At 70.5% G+C, this 16,604-nt stretch carries 10 protein-coding genes; 6 read left to right on the top strand and 4 right to left on the bottom strand.

From position 1 onward, the window contains the following. The first annotated feature begins 122 nt into the window (after window positions 1-122). The 4 genes from AB0B90_RS12025 to AB0B90_RS12040 all read left to right on the top strand — a co-directional run bounded on the left by AB0B90_RS12025 (window position 123) and on the right by AB0B90_RS12040 (window position 8,484). On the top strand, window positions 123-1,070 hold the full coding sequence (locus AB0B90_RS12025) for a chorismate mutase (RefSeq protein ID WP_362922381.1): 948 nt from the start codon (window positions 123-125) through the stop codon (window positions 1,068-1,070). 234 nt (window positions 1,071-1,304) lie between these two features. Further along, window positions 1,305-4,826: a DNA polymerase III subunit alpha gene (gene dnaE / locus AB0B90_RS12030; protein ID WP_350948139.1), complete on the top strand. Its 3,522-nt coding sequence runs from the start codon at window positions 1,305-1,307 to the stop codon at window positions 4,824-4,826. 547 nt (window positions 4,827-5,373) lie between these two features. Then, entirely contained in the window at window positions 5,374-6,768 is a 1,395-nt protein-coding gene (locus AB0B90_RS12035; RefSeq protein ID WP_362922383.1) for a non-reducing end alpha-L-arabinofuranosidase family hydrolase, read from the top strand. 417 nt (window positions 6,769-7,185) lie between these two features. Next, window positions 7,186-8,484, top strand: a complete 1,299-nt coding sequence (locus AB0B90_RS12040) for a serine hydrolase domain-containing protein (protein ID WP_362922385.1) — start codon at window positions 7,186-7,188, stop codon at window positions 8,482-8,484. A gap of 242 nt (window positions 8,485-8,726) precedes the next feature. Here AB0B90_RS12040 and AB0B90_RS12045 read toward each other — a convergent pair whose 3' ends face one another. Together AB0B90_RS12045 and murA are read right to left on the bottom strand one after the other, a co-directional pair. Beyond that, the gene (locus tag AB0B90_RS12045) at window positions 8,727-11,066 is read right to left on the bottom strand and encodes a transglycosylase domain-containing protein (RefSeq protein ID WP_350950347.1); all 2,340 of its coding nucleotides are present in this window, start codon (window positions 11,064-11,066) and stop codon (window positions 8,727-8,729) included. 52 nt (window positions 11,067-11,118) lie between these two features. Further along, the gene (murA, locus tag AB0B90_RS12050; RefSeq protein WP_350950346.1) at window positions 11,119-12,435 is read right to left on the bottom strand and encodes a UDP-N-acetylglucosamine 1-carboxyvinyltransferase; all 1,317 of its coding nucleotides are present in this window, start codon (window positions 12,433-12,435) and stop codon (window positions 11,119-11,121) included. 107 nt (window positions 12,436-12,542) lie between these two features. Here murA and AB0B90_RS12055 point away from each other — a divergent pair, with 107 nt between their 5' ends. Further along, on the top strand, window positions 12,543-13,082 hold the full coding sequence (locus tag AB0B90_RS12055; RefSeq protein WP_350950345.1) for a hypothetical protein: 540 nt from the start codon (window positions 12,543-12,545) through the stop codon (window positions 13,080-13,082). A 36-nt stretch (window positions 13,083-13,118) separates the two neighbouring features. On the opposite strand, the gene AB0B90_RS12060 is transcribed toward AB0B90_RS12055, so the two are convergent. Continuing rightward, the gene (locus AB0B90_RS12060; RefSeq protein WP_350950344.1) at window positions 13,119-14,507 is read right to left on the bottom strand and encodes an amidase; all 1,389 of its coding nucleotides are present in this window, start codon (window positions 14,505-14,507) and stop codon (window positions 13,119-13,121) included. A 223-nt stretch (window positions 14,508-14,730) separates the two neighbouring features. Beyond that, window positions 14,731-15,231 (bottom strand): Cys-tRNA(Pro) deacylase, encoded by a 501-nt coding sequence (gene ybaK / locus AB0B90_RS12065; RefSeq protein WP_350950343.1) that lies wholly within the window; start codon window positions 15,229-15,231, stop codon window positions 14,731-14,733. Window positions 15,232-15,330: 99 nt separating this feature from the next. On the opposite strand from ybaK, the gene hisD reads away from it, so the two are divergent. Further along, window positions 15,331-16,604: histidinol dehydrogenase (hisD, locus tag AB0B90_RS12070; protein WP_362922388.1), on the top strand; the 1,274-nt coding region annotated here is incomplete at its 3' end.

Below are 16,604 nucleotides of genomic sequence, written 5' to 3' on the forward strand. Positions count from 1 at the left end.
GCGACCGGCCGGAGCCGGCACGAGGCGGGGACATGAGGTCTCTGCCTCTTTCTCTGTCCGAAGTCCCTTCTCGAACGGCCGCCGGCTCGCGGGACGCGCGTCGGCCGAACCAGGGGAGCCTCATGTCGTCCACCGCACAGCGCACGGCACACATGGAACGCGCCACGGTACGGCTGGGCACGCTCACGGTGGGCGCGGGGCCGGCCGTGGTGATCGGCGGGCCGGGCGCGGACGCCCGCTGGATCAGCCTGCGGGACCACCGAGGGGGAGTCGCCGTCCACGGGGCGGAGGAGTCCGTGGCCCGCGTCCAGGGGGCGGGGCCCGTCCTGGTGGAGCCCTCCTGTGAGGGAGATCTTCCGCTGATCGCCGAGAGGGCCGACGGCACGGTGGTCGGCGCGGTCTGGATGCGGGACTCCGGGCTGGTGCGCGCCACCGCCGGGCTCGGCCTGCCGATGCTTCTCCAGCGCGACCCCTCCGCGACGTTGGAGGAGTGGCTGGAGGTCGCCGGTCACTGCGCGGCCGAGGGCAACGAAGGGATCGTGCTCTGCGAGGGCGGCCGTGGCCCCCTGGGCGTCGCCGCTCCCGACCTGGCCCTGATGAGCGCCGCGCGTGAGAGGTCGGGGCGTCCCGTCCTGGCCGGTCTCGGCACCGACCCCGCGCTGGCCGCCGCCGCGATCGCCGCGGGTGCCGACGGCCTCCTTCTGGACCCCTCCGCGAGCGATCGGGACGCGCTGGCGGCGCACGAGGCCGTGAAGATCGTCGGAGCCCTCATCCGCAGGGAGAGCCCCGACTCGGTGCCCGCCGCCCGCGAGGCCATCGACCGTGTCGACGCCGCCCTCGCCGTCCTCCTGGAGCGCCGCGCCGAACTGGCCGGGACCATCCAGCGCCTCAAGCCCGTCGGAGGTTTCGCCGGTCGCGACCCCGACCGCGAGCGCCGCCTGGTCGCCGAGATGGCCCGCCGTGCCCCCGTACTGGGCGAGACCAGGCTCGCCCCCATCATGAACGCCGTGATCGAGGCGGGCCTCCACCTCGCCGAGGAGCGCCGGGCCGCGCCTCGCGACCGAAGGTGAGAAGAACGCCGACGACCCGGGCGCCTCGGCCGCTCCGAGGCGCGGTGAAAGACTGAGGCGCGGTGAAGGACTGAGGCGCCGCGAAAGACCGGGGCGCCGCGAAGGATCGGGGTGCCCCGGGAGGGCCGGGGCGTCCGGAGGAGAGACGACTCAAAGCGCATGAGTCACTTCCGGAACTCGGATTTGGATACGCTTTCCCCGCCGACGGTGCGACTAGGGGGAGGACGGGGCCGCATGTCAGACTCGTTTGTGCATCTGCACGTTCACACGGAATACTCCATGCTGGATGGGGCCGCCCGTTTGAAGCAGATGTTCAAACAGGTCGGCGATCTGGGCATGCCCGCCATCGCGATCACCGACCACGGCAACATGCACGGGGCCTACGACTTCTACAAGCAGGCGACCGGGGCCGGGATCAAGCCGATCATCGGCATCGAGGCCTACGTCGCCCCCGCCTCCCGGCACCAGAAGAAGCCGGTGCTGTGGGGCGAGCCGCACCAGAAGCGCGACGACGTCTCCGCGGGTGGTTACTACACCCACATGACCATCTGGGCGAAGAACGCCAGGGGCCTGAGCAACCTGATGAAGCTCTCCTCGCGCGCCTACACCGAGGGATTCGTCCGTAAGTGGGCCCGGATGGACGCCGAGATCCTCGCCGAGCACGCCGAGGGCCTGATGGCCACCACCGGCTGCCCGTCGGGCGAGGTGCAGACCCGCCTGCGCCTGGGCCAGTACGACGAGGCGGTCGCGGCGGCGGCGAGGTTCCAGGACCTGTTCGGCAAGGACAACTACTACCTGGAGATCATGGACCACGGGCTCGACATCGAGCGCCGGGTCCGCGACGGCCTGACCCGCATCTCGCGTGAGCTGGACATCCCGCCGCTGGTCACCAACGACTCCCACTACACCTACGAGTCCGACGCGACCTCGCACGACGCGCTCCTGTGCATCCAGACCGGCAAGCAGCTGTCCGACCCCGACCGCTTCCGCTTCGACGGCAGCGGTTACTACATCAAGAACGCCGACGAGATGCGCGCCGTCGACTCCTCGGACCTGTGGGCCGAGGGCTGCCGCAACACCCTGCTGGTCGCCGAGAAGGTCGACCCGAGCGGCATGTTCGGTTTCAAGAACCTGATGCCCACCTTCCCGCTGCCCGAGGGGGAGACCGAGGAGAGCTGGTTCCGCAAGGAGATCTGGTCGGGCATGGAGCGGCGCTTCCCCGAGGGCGTCGACGAGGAGCACCGCGCGCAGATCGAGTTCGAGATGAACGTCATCCTGCAGATGGGGTTCCCCTCCTACTTCCTCGTGGTCGCCGACTTCATCATGTGGGCCAAGAACAACGGCATCCGCGTCGGCCCCGGGCGAGGCTCGGCCGCGGGTTCGCTGGCCGCGTACGCGCTGGGCATCACCGACCTCGACCCGCTGCCGCACGGGCTGATCTTCGAGCGGTTCCTCAACCCCGACCGTGTCTCCATGCCCGATGTCGACATCGACTTCGACGAGCGCAGGCGCGGCGACGTGATCCGCTACGTGACGGAGAAGTACGGTGCCGACAAGGTCGCCATGATCGCCACCTTCGGCACCATCAAGGCGAAGGCCGCCATCAAGGACGCGGCCCGCGTCCTCGGGCATCCGTACGCGCTGGGCGACAAGGTCTCCAAGGCGTTCCCGCCCGCGGTGATGGGCAAGGACATCCCGCTGTCGGGCATCTTCGACTCCAGCCACCCGCGCTACAACGAGGCCGGTGAGCTGCGCAGGCTGTACGAGGAGGACGTCGACGTCAAGTCGGCGATGGACCTGGGCAGGGGCCTGGAGGGCCTGATCCGGCAGACCGGCGTGCACGCCGCCGGGGTCATCATGTCGGCGGAGGTGCTGACCGACTACATCCCGATCATGCGCCGCGACTCCGACGGTGTGATCATCACGCAGTTCGACTACCCGACCTGCGAGACGCTCGGCCTGCTGAAGATGGACTTCCTGGGCCTGCGCAACCTCACGATCATCGACGACTGCCTGAAGATGATCGAGGCCAACACCGGCGAGGCCATCGACCTGCTCAAGCTGCCGCTGGACGACCGCAAGACGTACGAGCTGCTCGGCAGGGGCGACACCCTGGGGGTGTTCCAGCTGGACGGCGGCGGCATGCGGTCGCTGCTGCGGCTGATGAAGCCCGACAACTTCGAGGACATCTCCGCCGTCGGCGCCCTGTACCGGCCGGGTCCGATGGGCGCCAACTCCCACACCAACTACGCGCTGCGCAAGAACGGCCAGCAGGACATCGTCCCGATCCACCCGGAGTTCGAGGAGTCGCTGCAGGAGATCCTCGGCACGACGTACGGCCTGATCGTCTACCAGGAGCAGGTCATGGCCATCGCGCAGAAGGTCGCCGGGTTCTCGCTCGGCAAGGCCGACCTGCTGCGCCGGGCGATGGGCAAGAAGAAGAAGGCCGAGCTGGACAAGCAGTTCGAGTCGTTCGAACAGGGCATGAAGGACAACGGCTACTCCGCGGCCGCGATCAAGACGCTCTGGGACATCCTGCTGCCCTTCTCCGACTACGCCTTCAACAAGGCGCACAGCGCCGCCTACGGCCTGGTCTCCTACTGGACCGCCTACCTCAAGGCCAACTACCCGGCCGAGTACATGGCGGGGCTGCTCACCTCGGTCAAGGACGACAAGGACAAGTCGGCCCTCTACCTCAACGAGTGCCGCCGCATGGGCATCAAGGTGCTGCCGCCGGACGTCAACGACTCCGACTTCGACTTCACCCCGCGTGGCACCGACGTCCGGTTCGGCCTGTCGGCGATCCGTAACGTCGGAGGCAACGTGGTCGACGGGATCATCGCCGCACGCCGGGAGAAGAGCCGTTTCGCCGACTTCAAGGACTTCCTGCGCAAGGTCCCCATGGTGGTCTGCAACAAGCGGGTCATCGAGTCGCTGATCAAGGCCGGCGCCTTCGACTCCTTCGGGCACGTGCGCAAGGGCCTGGTGATGGTCCACGAGCAGGCCGTCGACAGCATCATCGGGATCAAGAAGAACGAGGCGCAGGGGCAGGACTCCCTGTTCGGCGCCATCGAGGGCGCCGAGGACCAGACCTTCGACGTGCAGATCCCGCTGGGGGAGTGGGACAAGAACACCCTGCTGCAGTTCGAGCGGGAGATGCTCGGCCTGTACGTCTCCGACCACCCGCTCTTCGGCGTGGAGCACATCCTCGCCTCCGGGGCCGACTGCTCGATCGCCTCGCTGCAGGACGAGCACCGGCCGGACGGTCAGGTCGTCACCGTCGGCGGCATCCTGAGCGGCCTGCAGCGCAAGGTCACCAAGAAGGGCGACACCTGGGTCCTCACCCAGCTGGAGGACCTGGAGGGCGCCATCGAGGTGATGATCTTCCCTTCGGCGTACCAGCTCTGCGCGACGGTGCTCGCCGAGGACGCGATCGTGTTCGTCAAGGGGCGCCTGGACAAGCGTGAGGACGTCGGGAAGATCATCGCCATGGAGGTGACGGCTCCCGACCTGACCCGCGAGGCCGGTGGCCCGCTGGCCGTCAGTCTCGCCCTGGCCCGCTGCACCCCGCCGGTGGTCGGCCGCCTCAAGGAGGTGCTGACCGCGCACCCCGGCACCACCGAGGTGCATCTGCAGGTCCACAACGGTCCGAAGACCACCATCGTGCGCCTCGACGACCGCCTCCGGGTGTCGCCGTCCCCGGCCCTGATGGGCGACCTGAAGCAACTGCTCGGCCCCGCCTGCCTGGGGGCCTGAGAACGGGACCCATCCGAGGTGATCCCGGTGGCGCGGCAGGAAGGCGGGGCGGCGAACGGCCGTCACGCCTGATCGGATGGGCGCCGGTGACGGTGGGCCCGACGGAGCGCCTCGGCCGGGGGGAGGGCCCGCGAGGGCGGGCACGTCCGAGCACGGTGGAAGATCGTCGCCATTGATGAACGTTTCATCACAGAGCCGATCTCGCGCGGTGCGATCGGATGCCCGTAAGGGCAGATGAAGGCCCACGGGGGCGGGAGTACCGGGGGAACGGGCGAGGGGCAGTGCCTTGACGCGGATCGGCCGCATCGTATTGGCTCCGCGCACCACCCCTCTCGCCGGAGAAACGAGTAGTCCGCCAGCGGACGTCTTGTTAACGCTAACAAAAACCGTGACCCCGCATACGTCCGGGCCGACCCCCGGGTGCGCCCACACCAGTCCCTGACAGCGGCTGGACGAGAAGATGAGGAGCACGCACATGCGCCTGCCCTGGCGAACGCGGACACCGCGCCGCTCCGCCGTCACACCGACGGCACCGTCCCGATCGGCCATGCGCCGAGGCCTGGCGATCGTCACGATCCCGATCCTGATGGCGGCCGCCGGTCTGATGGCCACGCAGCCCGCGCAGGCGGCCGTCGCCTGCCGGGTCGACTACACCGTCAGCTCGTCGTGGCCGGGGGGCTTCGGCGCCAACGTCACGATCAACAACCTGGGCGATCCGGTCAACGGCTGGCGGCTGACCTGGTCCTTCGGGGGCGGCCAGCAGGTCACCCAGATGTGGAACGCCACGTCCGCCCAGTCCGGTTCCGCGGTGACCGCGACCAATGCCGCCTACAACGCCGCCATCCCCACGGGAGGCAGCACCTCCTTCGGGTTCAACGGCTCGTACAGCGGCAGCAACCCGTCGCCCACCTCGTTCTCCCTGAACGGCGTGGCCTGCACCGGGAACCCCGGAAACCCCGACCCCACCCCCACACCCACACCCACACCCACGGTCACGCCGACTCCCACGCCGACGCCGACTCCGACGCCCGGTAACTGCACCCTTCCCTCGACGTACCGCTGGACCTCCTCGGGCGTGCTCGCGACCCCGAAGGCGGGCTGGGTCTCGCTGAAGGACTTCACCGTCGCCCCCTACAACGGCAAGCAGCTCGTCTACGCCACCACCCACAACACCGGCACCAGCTGGGGTTCGATGAACTTCAGCCTGTTCACCAACTACTCGGAGATGGCCTCGGCCAGCCAGAACACGATGAACAACGCCACCGTGGCGCCGTCGCTGTTCTACTTCGCGCCGAAGAACATCTGGGTGCTCGCCTACCAGTGGGGCGGACCGGCGTTCTCCTACCGCACCTCGACCGATCCCACCAACCCCAACGGCTGGTCGGCACCCCAGACGCTGTTCTCCGGCAGCATCTCCAACTCCGGCACCGGCCCGATCGACCAGGCGCTCATCGGTGACGGCCAGAACATGTACCTGTTCTTCGCCGGCGACAACGGCAGGATCTACCGGGCCAGCATGCCCATCGGCAACTTCCCCGGCAGCTTCGGCTCGAACTACACGACCATCATGACCGACACCACGAACAACCTGTTCGAGGCCGTCCAGGTTTACAAGATCCAGAACGAGAACCGGTACCTCATGATCGTCGAGGCGATCGGTTCGCAGGGCCGCTACTTCCGGTCCTTCACCGCCACCAGCCTCGGCGGCAACTGGACCCCGCAGGCCGCGACCGAGAGCAACCCCTTCGCGGGCAAGGCCAACAGCGGCGCCACCTGGACCAACGACATCAGCCACGGCGAGCTGCTGCGCACCAGCGCCGACCAGACCATGACCATCGACCCCTGCAACCTGCAGCTGCTCTACCAGGGCCGCAGCCCCAGCTCCGGCGGCGACTACGGCCTGCTGCCCTACCGCCCCGGCCTGCTCACCCTGCGGCGCTGACGGACATGACACCGATCCGGACCGGGTGTACCTGACACTCACGGGGAAGGCGCACACCCTCGTCGGGTGAGCGTGATCAGGACCGGCCGGCGACGGAGGGGCGGGCTCGGCGTTACGCCGAGCCCGCCCCGTGTCATGTGGAGAGCCAATGGTCCGCTGTCCGGGCGAGAAGTTCACCTCGGGGCGGCGGGGGTGGCCACCGACGCGCCGTCAGCCTTCGAAAGTCCTCGAAAGGCGAGCTCATGCCGGGCGGGCACGGTGCCCCGACGCCTCCGGCATGACATTTTGCATCGACGCGCCTCCTGGCCGTCGTCCTGGTGGACGAAAGACAGGTCGTCCCTGAAGAGGAGGGAGGATCGGGCGGGAATTGCGATGATCGACATGTCGTATGTTTCGGATCTGAGGAGCTGACAGCCGATGACTCTCGTGCGACCTGCTCACCCTGGACGGGCGATCGCCGGCCTCGGGTTGAGCGCGATACTCATGACCTGGGCCGTCGCGCCTCCGGCATCCGCCGAACCGGCCCCCGCGCCCTCGGTGACGGCCGGTCGGGAGGCCGGGCTCGACAGGGAGGCGCTCCGGCGGAGCCTCGGCGCGATCCACGAGGCCGGCATGTACGGTGTCTACTCCGCCGTCCGCGACGGCGGGGCGAGGTGGCTCGGGGCGGCGGGGGTCGCCGACGTGCGGACCCGGCGGCCCGTCGACTCCCGGATGGTCCACCGGGTGGGCAGCATCACCAAGACCTTCACGGCCGTGGCGATCCTCCAGCAGGTCGAGCGGGGCCGCGTGGAGTTGGACGCCCCCGTCGCCCGCTACCTGCCCGGCCTGCTGCCGGACGAGCTGGGCCGCAGGACCACGGTCCGGATGCTGCTCAACCACACCAGCGGCATCGGCGACTACATCGCGGGCGCCTTTCCCTCCCTCGTCCAGGGGTCGCCGCAGAGCCTCGACGAGCACCGGTTCCGCAGAATCCGTCCGCTGGATCTGGTGAGATTCGGGCTGGAGGCGCCGCGCACGGGCGAGCCGGGGCAGGCGTGGTCGTACTCCAACACCAACTACGTGATCGCCGGTCTGCTCCTGGAGAAGGTGACCGGCAGCGGCGCGGAGGCGTACATCACCCGCCACGTGATCCAGGCGGCCGGGCTGCGCGACACGTCCTTCCCGCGCACGCCGGTCATCCCCGGGCCGCACTCCAAGGCGTACGAGGCGTTGTACGGCTACATCGACCCGCCGCGCGACTACAGCGTCTACGACATGTCGTGGGCGGGCACGGCGGGCGCCGTCGTCTCGACCATGGAGGACCTCAACAGGTTCTACCGGGAACTACTGGGTGGCAGGCTCCTCGCCTCCGCGCAGCTCGCCCAGATGCGGACGACGGTGCCGGTCACCAACGCCCAGGGCAACGTCGTGATGAACTACGGCCTCGGCATCTACGCCCAGGACCTGCCCTGTGGCCGGTTCTGGGGCCACGACGGCGGCGTGTTCGGCATGGGCACGTTCTCCCTGTCCGGTGAGGACGGCCGCCGCCAGCTCTCCCTGGGGATCAACCTCATGAAGTACCAGCCGCTCGACGCGAACGGTTACCCGCAGCCGCACGCGATCGACCACGCGCTGAACGAATACGTCCTCCGGGCGCTGTGCGGGTCCGCGCCGACGGCGAAGAGCGCCGGATCTGTGACGCTCTTCCCGACGCAGCAGGTGCTGGTCAAGCGCTGACCGGCCGGCATGTCCGCGGCCCGAAGCCGAGGCGGTCGGCTTCGGGCACGCCATGATGTCCCGCAGTCCAGGGGGCAGGTATGAACGGGTCCGTGCGGTCCACGCCTCCCTGGGGCGTGCCGAGCCTCTTACCGGCTACCTCGGCGCGGCCGGCCGGGGGCGCCGCCGTCCGGCCGAACAACGCGTCCGGCTTCTTCGGCCGGACGGTGACCTCACCGTTCCGGCGGCGCCCTGTGAAGGGGTCAGCGGTGGCGCGGGCGGTCGAGCCGGTAGGGGGTGCGGTACCGGCGGTGCGCGTCGTTCTCGCGGTACCGCCGCTCCTGACGATACCCGCGCTCCCGCCGGTAACGGCCCTCCTCGCGGAAGCGGCGTCCACCCTCTCCCCGGGCGTCGCGCCCCCCTCTGGCGCCGCGACGGCCCTCGCCGTCAGCGCCGTCAACGCCCTCCTCCTCGCGCTCCCTGGCGAGGGCCTCCTCCATGCCGGGGGTGAACCCACCGCCGAAACGGCTCATGTCGGGACGGCGGAAGTGGGTCTCGCGCGTACCGTCGAGGGCCGCCGACATCGACGAGACCCAGATCGGCCCCGGCAGTGAGGCGCCCTGGACCGAGCCGAAGTACTCGCCGCCGATCTCGACGTCGGTGAGCGGGTAGCGGTAGGAACCCCGGATGTCGCCCACGCTGACCGCCGCGGCCAGGTCGGGGGTGTAGCCGGCGAACCAGGCCGACGTGTACCCGTTGTTGGTGCCTGTCTTGCCCGCGGCGGGACGGCCGATGCTCTGACCGGTCATCGTCCCCTTGGTGAACACCCCGGACAGCAGGTGGTTGACCGCGTCGGCGACGGCGGGCTCGATCGCCCGCGCGCAGCTGGGCGGGATCTTGAAACGCCTGCCGTCCCGCTCGGCGATCTCGACGATCGCCGTCGGGCGGCAGTAGCGGCCCCGAGCCCCGAACGCGGCGAACGCGGCGGCCACGGTCACCGGGTCCATCTCGTTCACGCCGAGGGTGAAGGTCGGCACCTCCCGCAGCGGGGCGCCGTCGGCGCGGACGATGCCCAGGGCCTTGGCCGTCGTGACGACCGGGCACAGGCCCACCCGCTGCTCCAGCATCATGTAGAAGATGTTCACCGACTTCCAGGTGCCGGTGGACAGGCTCTGCGGGCCTCCCTTGCCCTCGCCGCTCGCGTTGAAGATCTCCGCGCCGGGATCGTTGACCTCGCGTCCCCGGCAGTCGGTGAAACCGCTGTCGGGGACGAAACTGCCGGGCGTCATGAAACCCTGGTCGAACCGCCAGCCCTGGGTGAGCGCGGTCGCGAGGGTGAACACCTTGAACGTCGAGCCCGCCTGGAAGCCCTGGCCGCCGCCGTGCGCCGTGTCGGCGGGCAGGTTGTAGGTGGTGTTGGGGCCGTTCTTGGAGTTGGCGGCGTTGCCGGGGTTGCTGCCGTACCTCTTGCTCGCCGCCATGGCCCGGATCCGCCCGGTGCCCGGCTGGACCATCGCCTCGGCCGCGACCTCGGTGTCCTTCCTGTCGACCCGCGCGGTGATGGCGCGCTCCGCGGCCCGCTGCGCCTTCGGCGACAGGGTGGTGCGCAGCACGAGGCCACCCTTGGCCAGGCGGCGTTCCCGCTCGGCGCGCGTGTGGCCGAAGGCCGGGTTGGTGAGCAGTTCCCGGTGCACGTAGAGACAGAAGTAGGGATAGGCGCTCCCGTCGCAGCCGCCGGGCTCGGGTTTGAGCCGGATGGCGAGCGGGCGCCTCTTGGCGGCCTCGGCCCGCGCCGGGGTGACGTACGACAGCTGGGCCATCCGGTCCAGGACGAGGTCCCTGCGCTCGCGCAGCCGCTGCCTGCGCCCGGCGTCCAGCGAGGGGTCGGTGGTGTACGGCGCGCGGACCGCCCCGGCCAGCGCCGCGGCCTGGGGCAGGGTGAGCCGGGCGGCCGGGACGGAGAAGAACCGCTGGGCGGCGGCCTCCACCCCGAAGGCGCCCGCGCCGAAGTAGGCGATGTTGAGGTAGCGCTCCAGGATCTCGGCCTTGCTGTACTTCTTCTCCATCGCCAGCGCGTACCGCAGCTCGGTGATCTTGCGCTGGATGCTGGGCGCGCGGGCACGGGCGCGTTCGGTGTCGCTCTCGGCGTTCTCGACCAGGATGTTCTTCACGAGCTGCTGGGTGAGCGAGGACCCGCCCTGCCGCACCCCGCCCGCCCTGGTGTTGGTGATCAGGGCGCGCAGGGTGCCCTTGACGTCCAGGCCCGCGTGCTCGTAGAAGCGCGCGTCCTCGATCGCCACGATCGCGTCACGCATCACGGGGGCGACCTGGGCGAGCGTCACCACCGTCCGGTTCTCCGTGTAGAACTGGGCGAACCGCTTGCCGTTCTTGTCCAGCAGCACGGTGCGCTGGGAGAGCGGGTTCTCCCGGGGGCTCGGAGGCAGGTCGGTGAGGGTCCTCGCGACGCCGTTGGCGGTGAGTCCGGCCGTGCCGACCAGTGGCAGCGCGGCCATGGCGGCGAGCAGCCCGCCGAACACCCCGCAGACCACCAGTCCGAGCAGGCACGCGCCGGGCCCGCGTCTCACCTCTGGGCGCGATGTCACGCATAGTAACGTGCGACCAGGTGATCACCTATAAACGCCCGATTGCCAATCCTTACCCGTCCTGCACCTTTTCTCGACTGATCTTCAGCCCGAGCGAGGCGAACTGCTCGAACGGCCGGTGGTAGCCCCGCTCGATATGGTGCACCCCGCGCAGGGTGGAGGTGCCCTCGGCGGCCGCGGCGGCGAGCACCGCCGAGAACCCGGCCCGGATGTCGGGCAGTGTCACGTCGGCGCCGCTCAGCCTGGAGACGCCGCGCACGACCGCCGAGTGCTTGGCGTTGGTGTCGTGGTAGCGGCAGGCGGGACCACCGAGGCAGACGTCGAACACCTCGATCTCGCAGCCCATCTTCTGCAGGGCGGGCACGTAGACCAGGCGGTTCTCGAACACCGTCTCGTGCAGCACCGACATGCCCTGGGCCTGGGTGAACAGCACCATCAGAGGCGTCTGCCAGTCGGTCATGAACCCCGGATGCGTGTCGGTCTGCACCGCCGCGGCCCGCAGCCCGTTCGGCGCGGACGCCGACAGGTAGTCGTCGGTGATGTCGACCTCGGCCCCCATCCTGGCCAGGGTGGTGATCGCGGTGACCAGCCGGTCCTGCGGGCAGCCGTGCACCCGCACCTGCCCGCCCGTGATCAGACCGGCGGCCAGGTAGGAGAACGCCTCGATGCGGTCGCCGTTGAGCCAGGTGGAGGCGCCATGCAGGCTCTCCACACCCTCGATCACGATGCGCCGGTCGGGACTGAGTTCGATGCGCGCGCCCATGCGCTGCAGGAACAGGGCGAGCTCCACCACCTCGGGCTCCATCGCCGCGCCCTTCAGCACGGTCTTGCCCTCGGCGAGCACCGCGGACATCAGGATCGTCTCGGTGGCTCCGACGCTGGGGTAGGGCAGTTCGATCCGGGTGCCGCGCAACCTCTTGGCCTTGGCGTAGACCCCGGTGTCGCTCACCTCGACCTCGGCGCCCATCGCCCGCAGCGCCTCGACGTGGAAGTCGACGGGCCGGCGGCCGATCGGGTCGCCGCCGACCAGCGGCACGAACGCCTCGCCCGCCAGGTGCAGCAGGGGGCCGAGCATCAGGATCGGGATCCTGTTGAGGCCGGTGAACGCCGCGGGAACGTGCGGGTTGATCTGCTTGCCGGGAGCGACGGAGATCTCGCCGGCGCTGATCTCCACGTCGATGCCGAGCGCCCTCAGCATCTGCGCGGTGATCCCCACCTCGCCCACGTCCGGGGCGTTCTGGATCGTGCTCTCACCGCTCCCCAGCATCGCGGCGACCATGTGCTTGGAGACGCCGTTCTTGGAACCGCGGACCTCGACGTCACCGCGCAGCGGCCCGGAGGGTTCGATCAGCCATACCTCTTCGTTCACTCCGCCAGAGTAACGGGATTCGGTCGAAGCCTCGGATGGCACCGGGCCGATAGGTATGTAACATCGGGCACATCTGCACAGAGGGTGAGGGAACCATGGTGCGAGGCGTGCGTGATTTCGCGATCACAGTGCTGGTGCTCGCGCTGATCGGGGTCGTCGCCGGGGTCCTGTGGTCGCTGGCCGCGCCGCGCCCTCCGTACGTCGTGACGGGCAGGGGGCCGCTGCTCGCCGATCCCTCCACGCAGGCGCTGATCGCCGCGGACGGCTGGTTCGCGGTGATCACCGGTGCGTTCGGCCTCGCCTGCGGGGCGATCGGCTACAGCGTGTCGCGCGGGGGCCGCCCGCTGCCGGTGGTGGTGGGCCTGGCGGCCGGCGGCCTGCTCGGCGCGCACCTGGCGCTGGTGGTGGGGGAGGCGGCCAACCTCGGCGCCGTGAGCGTGACCGCCTCGGGGGTGTCCGCGTCGCTGGTCGCGGGGCCGCTGAAGCTGACCGCCAGGGGGGTGCTGTTCGCGTGGCCGACGCTGGCCGCCGGTCTCTTCTTCGCGCTGGAGGGCATCGCGGGCTACCGCGACTCCCCGCTGCGCCGGCCTTTCGGCGGGGACGACCCCTACGGGCCGCTGTCGTCGTACGACATCAGCGGCCGGTAAGGCCCGGTAAGGCCCGGTAAGGCACGGTGAGAGGCGTCAGAGCGGCGGCCGGTGCGAGCCGTGGCCGGTGGCGCGCTCGAACGCGTGGGCGAGCCGCAGCACCGCCATGTCGGCGAACGGGCGCCCGACGATCTGCACGCCCACCGGCAGCCCGCCGGAGGTGAACCCGCACGGCACCGACGCCGCGGGGGCGTGCAGCACGCTGATCCAGTAGGCCGAGCGCATCCACGCCAGATAGTCGGGCAGCGCCTCCCCGTTGATCTCCGAGACGTGGGGGGCGTCCACCGGGAACGGCGGTACCTGGCTCACCGGCGCGATCAGGAAGTCGTAGGTGTCGAAGAAGGAGTTCATCCGCCGGTAGAGCCCGCTGCGCAGCCGCTCGGCGCGGGCCAGGTCGGCGCCGGTCACCTCCCGGCCCCGCTCCACGTTCCAGCGCGTGTTCGCCCCCAGGCTCTCCTGCGGCAGGTTTCCGAAGGAGAGCGCGTAGTACCACGCCCGGTAGATCCGGAAGGCGTCCTCGGCGGCCGACAGGTTCAGATCCACCCGTTCCACCCGCGCGCCCAGCTCCGCGAGCGCGGCCGGGGCGTCCGCTGTGACCTTCGCCGTCTCCGCGTCGACCGGCAGCCCGCCCAGGTCGGGGCTCCAGGCGATGCGCACCCCTGTCAGGTCGAGGTCCAGCGGCCCGGCGAAGACGGAGCCGCTCTCGGTGATCGAGAAGGGGGAGGCGGCGTCGAACCCCGCCACCGCGCTCATCAGCAGCGCCAGGTCCTGCGCGGTGCGGGCCATCGGTCCCGGCACGCCGAGGGTGAACCAGGCCGCGACGGGTGACGGGGAGGGGACCCGCCCGGGGGTGGGCCGCAGCCCGGCCACGTTGCAGAAGGAGGCCGGGTTGCGCAGCGAACCGCCCATGTCGGAGCCGTCGGCGAGCGCAACCATGCCGGTCGCCAGCGCCGCCGCGGCCCCGCCGCTGCTGCCCCCGGCCGACCTCGACAGGTCGTACGGGTTGCGGGTGGCGCCGAAGATCTCGTTCACGGTGTGCGAGCCGGTGCCGAACTCCGGGGTGTTGGTCTTGCCGATCGTGATCGCCCCGGCCTCGCGCATCCGCCGCACGATCGGCGCGTCGGCGACGGGGACGTGGTCGGCGAAGATCGGCGAGCCGTAGGTGGTGCGGATCCCCGCGGTGTCGGCGAGGTCCTTGTGCGCGACCGGCAGGCCGTGCAGCGGCCCCCGCCACCGGCCGCGGGCCAGGTCCCTGTCGGCCTCCTCGGCCTCCCGCCTGGCACGCTCGGCCACCAGCGTGACGATCGCGTTGACCTTCGGGTTGACCTCCTCGATCCGCCGCAGGTGCGCGTCGAGCAGTTCGACCGCGCTGATCTGCCCGGTGCGCAGCAGCTCGATCATCTCGGTAGCGGTCAGGTAGTGCATCGTGCCCCCGATGTCCCCGGTCAGGTGTCTGTCTTCCCACCCGAGTCTGGCCGAACGTCGCCGCGTGTCGCGTCGGCAACCTTCGACAGGACCCGCCAGGGGGAGCGGGCCCGTCTTACAGGCCCGTCTTTTGGGCCCGTTCCGCGCGACCTCGGGAGAGCCACCAGGGCGACGGCGCCGAACCGTCTCCCGCACGCCTGTCCCGCGCGACCCCGGGAGAGCCTCAGTCGGCCTTGCCGATGGGGGCGGTGACGGCCTGGGTGAGCCGTACCAGCTCCGAGGGGTCGGTCTCGATCTGCAGCCCGCGCCGCCCGGCGGAGAAGTAGATCGTCGCGAAGCCGAGCGCGGAGGCGTCGACCACCGTGGGCAGGCGTTTGCGCTGCCCGAGGGGGCTGATGCCGCCGACCACGTAGCCGGTGACCCGCTCGACCTTCGCCGCGTCGGCCATCGTCGCCCGCTTGCTCTTCATCGCCGCCGCGAACGCCTTGAGGTCGAGTTTGCCCGCCACCGGCACCACCGCGACGGCGAGCCCGCTCTCCACCTCGGCCACCAGGGTTTTGAAGATCCGCTCGTACGGCACCCCGAGGGCGTCGGCCGCCTCCTCGCCGTAGGTCTGCGCGCCGGCGTCGTGCTCGTAGGGGTGCAGGGTGAAATCGACCTTGGCCTGGGTGAGTGCCACCGTCGCGGGGGTTCCCTGGCCGCCCTTGTTCTTGCTCTTGCTCACGGGGGAAGCGTAGCGGCTGGTTAAAATCTACATAGTAAAGGCGCCGTCCGGATAATGGACAGGACGATATCGGGTGGCGGACCTCCGTAGACTGAACGGGTGATTTCGCGTACCGACCTGCGAGGCCCTCTGCCGGAGGACCTTCGCGACGTGCTGCCCCGCGCCGACCTCGACGTCGAAGCCGCCCTGGAGAAGGTGCGGCCCATCTGCGAGGACGTACGCCATCGCGGGGCGGTCGCCGTGCGCGAGCTGACCGCCAGGTTCGACGGCGTCGAGATGGAGTCCACCCGGGTGCCCGCCGAGGCGATCGCCGGGGCACTGGAAGGGCTCGACCCGAAGGTGCGGGCGGCGCTGGAGGAGTCGATCCGCCGCGCCCGCCTCGTCCACCGCGACCAGCGGCGCGCCGACGTCACCACCCAGGTCGTGCCCGGCGGCACCGTCACGGAGCGCTGGGTGCCCGTCGACCGCGTGGGGCTGTACGTCCCCGGCGGCCGGGCGGTCTATCCCTCCAGCGTGGTGATGAACGTCGTTCCCGCCCAGGAGGCGGGGGTGCCCTCCCTCGCGGTCTCCTCGCCCGCGCAGCGCGAGTTCGGCGGGCTGCCGCACCCGGCCATCCTGGCGGCGTGCGCGCTGCTCGGCGTGGACGAGGTCTACGCGGCCGGCGGCGCCTCGGCGGTGGCGATGTTCGCGTACGGCACCGAGGAGTGCCCGCCGGTCACCATGGTCACCGGCCCCGGCAACATCTGGGTGGCCGCCGCCAAACGCCTGCTCAAGGGGCGCATCGGCATCGACTCCGAGGCAGGTCCCACCGAGATCGCGATCCTCGCCGACTCCACGGCCGACCCGGTGCACGTCGCCGCCGACCTGATCAGCCAGGCCGAGCACGACACGATCGCCGCCGCCGTGCTCGTCACCGACTCGACGGAGCTGGCCGAGAGGGTCGAGCGGGAGCTGCCCCGCCAGGTCGCCGCGACCAAGCACGCCGAGCGGATCACCGAGGCCCTGTCGGGACGTCAGTCGGGCATCCTGCTCGTCGACGACATGGAGGCCGGGCTGCGCGTCGTCGACGCCTACGCCGCCGAGCACCTGGAGATCCACGCCGCCGGGGCGCACGAGCTCGCCGCCCGGGTGCGCAACGCGGGGGCGATCTTCGTCGGCTCCTACGCGCCGGTCTCGCTCGGCGACTACATGGCCGGTTCCAACCACGTGCTGCCCACCGGGGGCTGTGCCTGCCACTCCTCGGGGTTGTCGGTGCAGACGTTCCTGCGCGGCATCCACGTCGTGGACTACAGCCGCGAGGCCCTCGCCGGTGCCGCCGCCCACGTGTGCGTGCTGGCCGACACCGAGGACCTCCCGGCGCACGGCGCGGCGAT

Source organism: Streptosporangium sp. NPDC049078, from assembly GCF_040648855.1.
Classification (GTDB): domain Bacteria; phylum Actinomycetota; class Actinomycetes; order Streptosporangiales; family Streptosporangiaceae; genus Streptosporangium.

Excerpts from the sequence above, each read along its gene's own strand:
- AB0B90_RS12025 (WP_362922381.1), top strand. The coding sequence starts at position 123 with ATGTCGTCCACCGCACAGCGCACGGCACACATGGAACGCGCCACGGTA.
- AB0B90_RS12060 (WP_350950344.1), bottom strand. The coding sequence starts at position 14,507 with ATGCACTACCTGACCGCTACCGAGATGATCGAGCTGCTGCGCACCGGG.
- dnaE (WP_350948139.1), top strand. The coding sequence starts at position 1,305 with ATGTCAGACTCGTTTGTGCATCTGCACGTTCACACGGAATACTCCATG.
- AB0B90_RS12040 (WP_362922385.1), top strand. The coding sequence starts at position 7,186 with ATGACTCTCGTGCGACCTGCTCACCCTGGACGGGCGATCGCCGGCCTC.
- AB0B90_RS12035 (WP_362922383.1), top strand. The coding sequence starts at position 5,374 with ATGCGCCGAGGCCTGGCGATCGTCACGATCCCGATCCTGATGGCGGCC.